The sequence below is a fragment of the Sodalinema sp. genome (genome assembly GCF_046483825.1).
Classification (GTDB): domain Bacteria; phylum Cyanobacteriota; class Cyanobacteriia; order Cyanobacteriales; family Geitlerinemataceae; genus Sodalinema.
Genome location: NZ_JAWOCL010000105.1, coordinates 1 through 8,382 on the forward strand (window position 1 = coordinate 1; position 8,382 = coordinate 8,382).

General features: G+C 49.7%; 7 protein-coding genes. 3 read left to right on the plus strand and 4 right to left on the minus strand.

What is annotated here, in order from left to right; all coding sequences use genetic code 11:
• Nucleotides 1-215: 215 nt before the first annotated feature.
• The 3 genes from dnaB to R6U67_RS06725 all read right to left on the minus strand — a co-directional run bounded on the left by dnaB (nt 216) and on the right by R6U67_RS06725 (nt 4,083).
• The gene (gene dnaB / locus R6U67_RS06715; protein WP_410251822.1) at nt 216-3,083 is read right to left on the minus strand and encodes a replicative DNA helicase; all 2,868 of its coding nucleotides are present in this window, start codon (nt 3,081-3,083) and stop codon (nt 216-218) included.
• Nucleotides 3,084-3,257: 174 nt separating this feature from the next.
• A complete protein-coding gene (locus tag R6U67_RS06720) occupies nt 3,258-3,383 on the minus strand; it encodes a photosystem II protein Y (protein ID WP_068788194.1) in 126 nt (41 codons plus the stop codon).
• A gap of 148 nt (nt 3,384-3,531) precedes the next feature.
• Complete coding sequence (locus R6U67_RS06725; protein WP_410251823.1) at nt 3,532-4,083, minus strand: gamma carbonic anhydrase family protein; 552 nt, start codon at nt 4,081-4,083, stop codon at nt 3,532-3,534.
• Nucleotides 4,084-4,264: 181 nt separating this feature from the next.
• Between R6U67_RS06725 and R6U67_RS06730 the strand changes: the two genes are divergently transcribed.
• Both R6U67_RS06730 and R6U67_RS06735 read left to right on the plus strand, forming a co-directional pair.
• Nucleotides 4,265-4,783, plus strand: coding sequence for a TIGR02652 family protein (locus R6U67_RS06730; RefSeq protein ID WP_087709701.1), 519 nt, complete (start codon nt 4,265-4,267; stop codon nt 4,781-4,783).
• A gap of 44 nt (nt 4,784-4,827) precedes the next feature.
• Complete coding sequence (locus R6U67_RS06735; RefSeq protein ID WP_410251824.1) at nt 4,828-5,283, plus strand: VOC family protein; 456 nt, start codon at nt 4,828-4,830, stop codon at nt 5,281-5,283.
• 31 nt (nt 5,284-5,314) lie between these two features.
• On the opposite strand, the gene R6U67_RS06740 is transcribed toward R6U67_RS06735, so the two are convergent.
• Entirely contained in the window at nt 5,315-6,757 is a 1,443-nt protein-coding gene (locus R6U67_RS06740; RefSeq protein ID WP_410251825.1) for an ATP-binding protein, read from the minus strand.
• 944 nt (nt 6,758-7,701) lie between these two features.
• On the opposite strand from R6U67_RS06740, the gene R6U67_RS06745 reads away from it, so the two are divergent.
• Nucleotides 7,702-8,208, plus strand: a complete 507-nt coding sequence (locus R6U67_RS06745) for a cupredoxin domain-containing protein (RefSeq protein WP_410251826.1) — start codon at nt 7,702-7,704, stop codon at nt 8,206-8,208.
• Nucleotides 8,209-8,382: the final 174 nt, after the last annotated feature.

Sequence of the window (8,382 nt, forward strand, 5' to 3'; positions counted from 1 at the left end):
TCATTTGGGTAGAGTCTGATTTTGACGACTTTGAGCATTAGGGCAAATTAGATTCACCATAAACACTCTACCATAAGTTACTGCCGCCATTCATCTCACGCTTCAATCAGAGATTTGAAGCGGAGGATTCTTGCGGGTTTTGCTAAACATTGTCCTTTTGGGCCAAACCGTCGCCAATCTGGACAAGGAGAATTGAGACAACAAGCCAAACCCAATTAACCCGGCGGAAGTTGGCCATAGGCGCTTCCCGAGAGGGGACGACCGGGACTGGCGAGATTGCGGAAACGGGTATATTGAGGGTCAAACAGCAGTTTCACGATCCCCGTCGGACCATTGCGGTGTTTGGCGATAATTAGCTCCGTAATACCGCGATCGGGGGTATCGGGGTTATAGTATTCATCCCGATAGAGCATGGCCACTAAATCCGCATCCTGCTCAATCGACCCACTTTCACGCAAGTCCGACATCATGGGCCGTTTATTGTTGCGAGCTTCCACACCACGACTCAACTGGGAGAGCGCAATCACTGGGACATTGAGTTCCCGCGCCAAGCCTTTAAGCGATCGCGTAATCCGAGATAATTCCTGAACCCGGTTATCTCCCGCTCCCTCCATCAGTTGTAAATAGTCTAATAACACCAATCCTAAGGGTTTCCCTTGTTCAGCCTGCAAGCGTCGGCATTTAGACCGCATCTCAGTTACGGTAATATTGGCGGTATCATCGATAAAAATGGGAATTTCTGACAGGGAGGCTAAGGCGCGACTGAGGGGTTCCCATTCGTTTTGACTGACGCGGCCGGCTCGCAGGCGGTTACTTTCAATTCCTGAGTCGCTGGCGAGCAATCGTTGCACAAGTTGCTCTTTGGACATCTCTAAGCTAAACACCGCCACGGGTAATTTATAGCTATTGGCTAAGTTACGGGCGATATTCAAACTGAACGCTGTGTTATGAACACAGATATCATTAGCGACAAAGTTATGAGTCTCAGGAATCGTTAAATCGTAAACTTGAGCCTCGCCCAATCCTTCAATTGCTGTGATTTCATCCCAATAGACATCACTATCAGCAAGGTGTTGTAGGTCAGGGTTATCTAGGGCGATCGCAAGTTTCAAGAGTCGAGACCGTGATAATGCCCGTTGACCTACATGAAGGTTATTCGAGGCAATACCGGCTCGTTTCCGTAACGATGTCCAAGAGTCTTGACCTTTTAAGACCCTTAGCCGCTCCCAGACTTCCTTAGGAATCAAGTCTCGATTACTTTGTTCTCGCCGAGTTGCCAAGCTTTGTCGAACGCGCTCAATCGCCTCTTCTTTACTAAAGATACCAATCTCATCAATAAACCGACGAATCGATTGGACATGAGTAATATCGAGTTGCCAAGCCGGTCGTCTTTCGTCTTTATAGCGAACCTGGCGGCGCTTGAGAGCAGCAATAATCCCAAAGCGCAGCAGCAAATGTTGGATTTGACGAGCTAAGACCTCATGGACGCTCAGGTATCCAAGTTGACATTGACCACTGTTAAGAACTGCTGCCCAGCCATCCGTTGCAAACAGTCGATTCAGAAATAAAGCAAGTTGGGGCTTAGGTAACTTAAATATCACTTCGGGAATTGTTTTTTGATGTGCATTTTTCCCCCACAAGCCTAATGTGTCTAACCAACATTTAATTCGGTTCCGGCTAACTCGCCGCAAGTTCGTAACGATATCGGGATTGAAGTCTGGGCTGGCTTCTAAGTGTTGAAATAGGCGCTCGCTCACCTCAAGGCTTGGGCTTAGATTTTTTGATTTCCAGAGACTCACCAAGGCCGGAGAAACCCCAATTTGAGCGGCGAGTTGTCGTGCTGAACCGGGATACTGAGCCAGTGCATCACGCAATCCTGTCGCAAAGCGCACTCGGTTAGCCGCCATCTGTTGAGGATCACAGACGGTTAAAAAGGAGGGAGTTCGGGTTCCTCCTGAGTGTTGTTGGTGGACTGTCATCCCCGGAAACTGCTCAACAGCTTCAATAAAGTCTTGTTGAATGTTGGGATTACCATTCGTAAAACGGGGAGTCCCCGAGGTGAGAGTCCCATCGCCAATCAAGTAGGCGAGGAGTTTGATTTGATGCTCGGGTAACGGCTCATCTCCAAACACCTCTAAACGGCGGGGGACAGCAATGCGATCGCCCACCGCCAAGTTGGCCAAAGGTTTCCATCCTGTAACCGTTAAGTAGGGGTGAGTTAAGGTGGTTTCAATTTGTCGCCCTAGGCGAGTTGTGACGCGAAAAATAGGCTTGACACCATCATCAATAAAGTCAGAGACTTGCGTCTGTTGAAAGCGCCAATGGTTCCCCAGGGTGAGAACAGTTCCTTGGCGACGGCGGTAGAGTTCTCCCATCGTGACGAGAGAACCATCTGTTAATAGCACCTGCGATCGCTCATGCAGACATTTCCCCATTGACGGGCGCCCCGCCACAATAATTAAATCCGACGTTTGAAAGCCTCCCGTCATCGCATCGAGGTCATAAAACCCTGATAAAAACCCCGGTTGCGCTTGGGTTTCAATTTGAGCTTCTAATTCTTGAAACGCATGAATTAGGGTTTCAAATAAAGGCACTAAATCCTGTTGAGGACGCTTTTGAGTAATGGAAAAAATCTTTTGTTCGGCTTGATCTAACACCGTCTCTAACGGGGTCGCCGCTTGATAGCCTAAGCCGGTGATCTCCTGTCCCGCTTGAATAAGCTGGCGACGGAAATACTTATCCATCACCAAAGCTGCATATTGGTCAATATTTACCGCTGAGACGGTGCGATCAACTAATTGAGCCAATTTACTTTGGCCGCCAACTTTTTCTAAGAGGTCGCGATCGCGTAACCAGGCCGTGACACTAATTAAATCCGTCGGCTGTCCTACACTATGTAACCCCTGGGCCGCCTGAAAAATGGTTTGATGGATTTTAACATAAAACGCTTCTGCTGTCAAGACTTCCACCACCCGATTCATGGCTTCGGGATCGAGCAAAATCCCCCCTAAAATCGCCTCTTCCGCTTCGATATTCTGGGGGGGGAGTTTATCTGCATCGTACCCTTGAAAGTCTAAGACCATAGATCGCAAGCCGCACCTGACCATCAATACTTAACAATGGAAAAACCTTACCACAGTCTGGGGTTAACCCTCGGGGTCTGAAGTTCGCCCACATCGACCCAGCAAAATCCGGCGGCCTTGCGTACGCAAAACCGCCGGACTGACTCGGTTACAGAGGATAATTCCGAACGTTCCCTAACTTTGACGGTTGAGGTAGTTTTGGACTTGTCCTAACGCGGCTTGACCAATGTTGAACAATGCCCAGCCGAGGGCGATCGCGATCGGACCGAGAACAACCAGTAAACGCCAATCAAAATCCATAGACCCTACTCCTGTCTTAAAAAAATCTTAAATACTCTTCTTCGAGTACCCATTATATCTCCATTGTGCTACATTTTACCGCCGCTGCCGAGGCATTCACTGAGATTTATCTAACAGAACAACCCCAACTCCATTCCAGCCGCCGCTTTCACCCATGAAATCCTAAATCCGAGCCAGTCCCCCCATGAACCTGAGCTAAACGCTCATACTTGCGAGCATGATCCATCAAATCAGCGGCCTGTTCCTCGGAAACGGGCCGCACCACTTTGGCGGGAATCCCCAACACCAGCGATCGCGGCGCAACATCCTTCGTCACCAAGGCTCCAGCCCCGATAATACTCCCCGCTCCCACGCGCACCCCATTCAAAATCGTCGCCCCAATCCCCACCAAACAGCCGCGTTCGATATAAGCACTATGAATCACCGCTCGGTGGCCCACCGTAACGAACTCCTCTAACACCAACGGTTCCCCAGGATCTCCATGTAAAATCGCCCCATCCTGGACATTACTCATTGCACCAATACGAATCGCAACCACATCAGCACGAATCACAGCCCCATACCAAACACTAGCTCCCGCCTCTAGGGTCACATCCCCCAACAGCGTCGCATTGGCGGCCACAAAGCTGGCCCGAGAGCAGTCAACCGGCGGCCAGTAATCGGGATTGGGGACATCAGCGGGGAATTGAGGGGAGTTCATGATCTGGCAATTCACACTTAATAATTAACAATTTTGCCTCAGCAGCAGAACTTCACAGGCAGGTTAAGATAGGAAACAAACAAAAACCGTTAGCGAGAGGCCCCGCTGCCGTCAGAGATCTGGCACTGGACGCCGACGCTAACCGGGTTCTTGTCTATCGTCGAGTGAGTACGATTATTGCATGGACTATTTTACCGATCCAAGCTCTCAGTATCCCATTTTTGGACCGGAGATTGAATGTCCCCACTGTCGGCAAAAGATTTCCGCCTTGACCTTGACCGATACTTATCTGTGTCCTCGTCATGGTGCGTTTGAAGCCGATCCCAAAACCGGGGAACTGGTGCATCTCCAATCCAACCGACATTGGCGTTTATGGAATCACGAGTGGTATCGTCAACATACTCACCCGGACGGCATTCGCTTTGAAATTCATGAAGCCCTCGATCGCCTCTATACCCAAGGCTACCGGGCCACTCGCATTGTCATTGCGGCTCGCTATCGGGATTTGATGGCAGCTTATTTAGACCGTAGCAGTCCCTGGCGCGATCGCGGCGACAGTTCCCTCAGCAAACTCTATGGCCTCCCGGTTAGCTTTAGCCCTGAGGGGAAAGATGACCCCTGCTGGGATGTGATTAATTTTGATTTAGAAAAAGAACCCGGCGTTCCGGTGCGCTATCCTTACTTTCGCCTGTTTGAATAGGGACATCGCCCTGACACCCGATGCTGTCTCTCTCGCTGTTCTCTATGCACCACGCTTCTATTCGGACCGCAGATATTCACCGCGCGATCGCCTTCTACGAACAACTCGGCTTTCGGGTCTGTGAGCGCTTTACAACCGGCTACACCCTGGCCTGTTGGCTCGAAGGCTTAAATGGACGGATCGAACTAATACAGATTCCGGAACCGAAACCAGCGCCGGATGCTTTTGGCGATGAGCATTATGTGGGCTATTATCATCTCTCGTTTGATCTCAGTGATCTCTTGGCCGGGATGGGGCAAGACTTACCCACTTGGTTAGAGGGCCTACGTCAACGGTTTGAGCAAGCGGCGGCGGAAAACCCCCAACAAGTTACCCCCCTGAAGGTGCTACTTGACCCTGAACAACAGCAAATCGGCGATCGCCTCTATGAAGTGGCCTTTATCGCCGATTCTGATGGGTTACCCTTAGAGTTCCTGCGGGAACTGAGAACTCTAAGTTGATCGATTTTATCAATTAACTCAGAGCGTTGCTTCAAGAGGCCTGTTGAAACTCCCCAACGCTAACACCAATCGGAGTCACCGCTTGAGAGCCGGTATTCCCGTAGCGGTTTTCTGCCATCGGGCCATGTTTGGCGGCTCGCAACGGCAGTTCGATCTCAAAGCGAGTTCCTTGGCCTAATCCAGACTCGCAGGAGAGTTGCCCGCGATGACGTTCAGTGACAATCTGATAACTAATGGACATTCCTAAGCCAGTCCCCACACCCGTGTCTTTGGTGGTAAAGAAAGGGTCAAAGACGCGGTTACGCACCGATTCGGGCATTCCTTCGCCATTGTCGGCGATCACGACCCGGATGTGATCGAGACCCACTCGCTTCGTCTCAATGGTAATTTGAGGAGCTTCGACTGCCCCATCATCGCTGGCTTGCTTGCGTTTCTCCGCTAAAGCATCAATGGAGTTGGCCAAGATATTGGTAAAGACTTGGTTCAACTGCCCCGCATAACATTCCAGAAGCGGCAAATCTCCGTAGGAGCGGACAATATTCACCTCGGCGCGATCGCCGCTGGCCTTCAAACGATGTTGCAGAATCACCAAGGTATTTTCTAACCCCTGATGGACATCCACCGACTTGAGATCCGACTCATCGAGACGGGAGAAGTTGCGTAGAGAGCGGACAATTTCCTGGATGCGTTCGGTTCCGACGCGCATCGAGCCAACCAGCCGGGGTAAATCCGCTTCAATGAACTCTAAATCCACCTCTTCGATCTTCTCTTCAATCTCAGGAGTCGGTTCAGGGAGCGCCTGTTGGTACAGCCCTAGCAACTCCATCAGATGTTCCGTGTACTCGGCAATATAGGTCAAGTTGCCGTAAACGAAGTTCACCGGATTGTTAATCTCATGGGCGACTCCCGCCACCAATTGACCGAGACTGGACATCTTCGCTTGGTGAACCAGTTGGGATTGCGTCTCTTGGATTTGGGCCAAGGCCCGAGTCAGTTGTTCGGATTTTTCTCGGGCTTGGGCTTCTGAGGCGATGAGCCGTTTCTGAAGTCGTCTTTGATTGAGTTGGGTTTCGATTCTCACCAGCGTCTCGGAAAATTGGAACTGTTTGCTGACATAGTCGGCTGCTCCCACCTGAAACGCCCGGATCTTGTCCACGGTTTCGTTGCGGGCGCTGACGAAGATCACCGGAATATCACGGGTCTGGGCAGAGGCCTTGAGGGTTGTGCAGACGGAATAGCCATCTGCGCCGGGCATATTAATGTCAAGCAAAATTAGATCCGGAGCCTGGTCTAAAACAGCCCCGTGAGCGCGGTGGCTATCGGTTTCGGTTACAACCGTGTAGCCATATTTTCGTAACATTGCCGCCAGTAAGCAAGGCGAATCATCAATCACCAGAATCTTGTCCTGAGACAAGACCACCGGGGACTGGAGAAGGTCGTCCATCTTCTGGGGAGTTAATGTCTGTGCATTCATGATTAAACTCCTATACCAGTTTTCCTAGAGAATGTTTCGATTTGTTCTAATACTCTGACTATGTTCAAACTAACATCCTGATCTGATTAGATGAGGTAATAAGGACTACATTTTTTGGAAGCTTTACAAAATCTTCAATCTTCATCTTTAGATTTTGCTTAGGTTTGCTGATTTATGCCATTAGGCAGATGTATTTCAGCCGGTCTCTTAGGCTTGAGCCTCTTAAGAAGGTTGACTTGACCTTGCTTTAATCATCATATCGATTGTTTGAGCTAATTGTCAAATAATTTAAACAGTTAATTAAGACTTGAGTATCCCCATTTTGATATCCAATCTTTTCTCCGTATTAGTATTGATGTCATCCTCCGTATAAACACTGATATTTAAAAACAAGTATGAATTTGACAGAAAACTGATAACAACAGGGACTTCATGGAAGCAATTGCCGACGTGGCCAGCATGAAATATTGACATTAGGGGAGTTGGGCGACTTGACAAGACTGGGGTATCCCGAGCGGGTCATGGCAAATCGATCACCGTTTTAGGGAGATGAAAGCCAGCCCGCCCTGACTAAAGATGGCTTATTTGAGAGTCAAGATTGTGAGTGATTCCCGTATTCAGATGTTTCGATGAGTTGAGAAATCGAAACTTTTCAGAAATTCCTAAACATATATTACAGAAACTCAACGTAGCTTTAGGCTTGTTCATACAATCGATCGCTCAGTAGAGCCGCGAATCGAATCAGACCGCTGCAACGTCGATCCCAACTTGAGCCGCGTCGAAGACAGGGGGTTGATCCCCGATTTGAGCTTAAATAATCGTTCAATCGTACTTCAGTGGTAAATGCAGACATGGCAGCCAGTGATGCCCGAGAATCGGGGAAACGCCTATACTATTAAGAGAATCTAAAGAATAATAGCAGAAAATAATTACGAGTTGTAACAATGGTGACATTTTTAGAAATTTCCGCCGTGGCGATCGCCCGTATCCTAGGCTGTTTCAGTCTCTTGGTGGCGATCGCCCTGGTTAACCCCACCATGGCCCAGGCCAACCCAACCGATATGGCGCCCCAACTAGCCCGCATCAACGCCACAGAACTTCACATTCATCTCGGCGATCGGCAAGGACAGCTTAAGTTCTACCCAAATCAACTCGATCTCATCGCGGGCCAAACCTACAAACTGATCCTAGACAACCCCAGTCCCGAAAAACACTACTTCAGCGCCCCCGACTTCGCCGCCGCCAGTTGGACGCGCAAAGTCGAAGCCGCCGGAGTAGAAGTCAAAGGAACCGTGCGCGAACTCGAACTCAAACCCAACGCCGAAGCCGAATGGGTCTTCGTTCCCGAAAAACCCGGAGAGTATCACCTCGAATGTACTATCAGCGGTCACGCCGAAGCCGGGATGACCGGAACCCTAACCATCCGCGCCAGCTCCTCAGAGTCCGTTTAACCAGTGCAATCTGTTAACTTAAGAAAAGACCGCTTTCCCCAAGGTGATATCTGAGTTTACTGGTCTCCGAGTTTCCTTATCTCCAGTTACAGGATCAACACATCACCTCAAACCCACGCGAACTTAAGACTCCATGAATATCTTTAGCGACTTACTCTCCGCCCCGACCCCCAG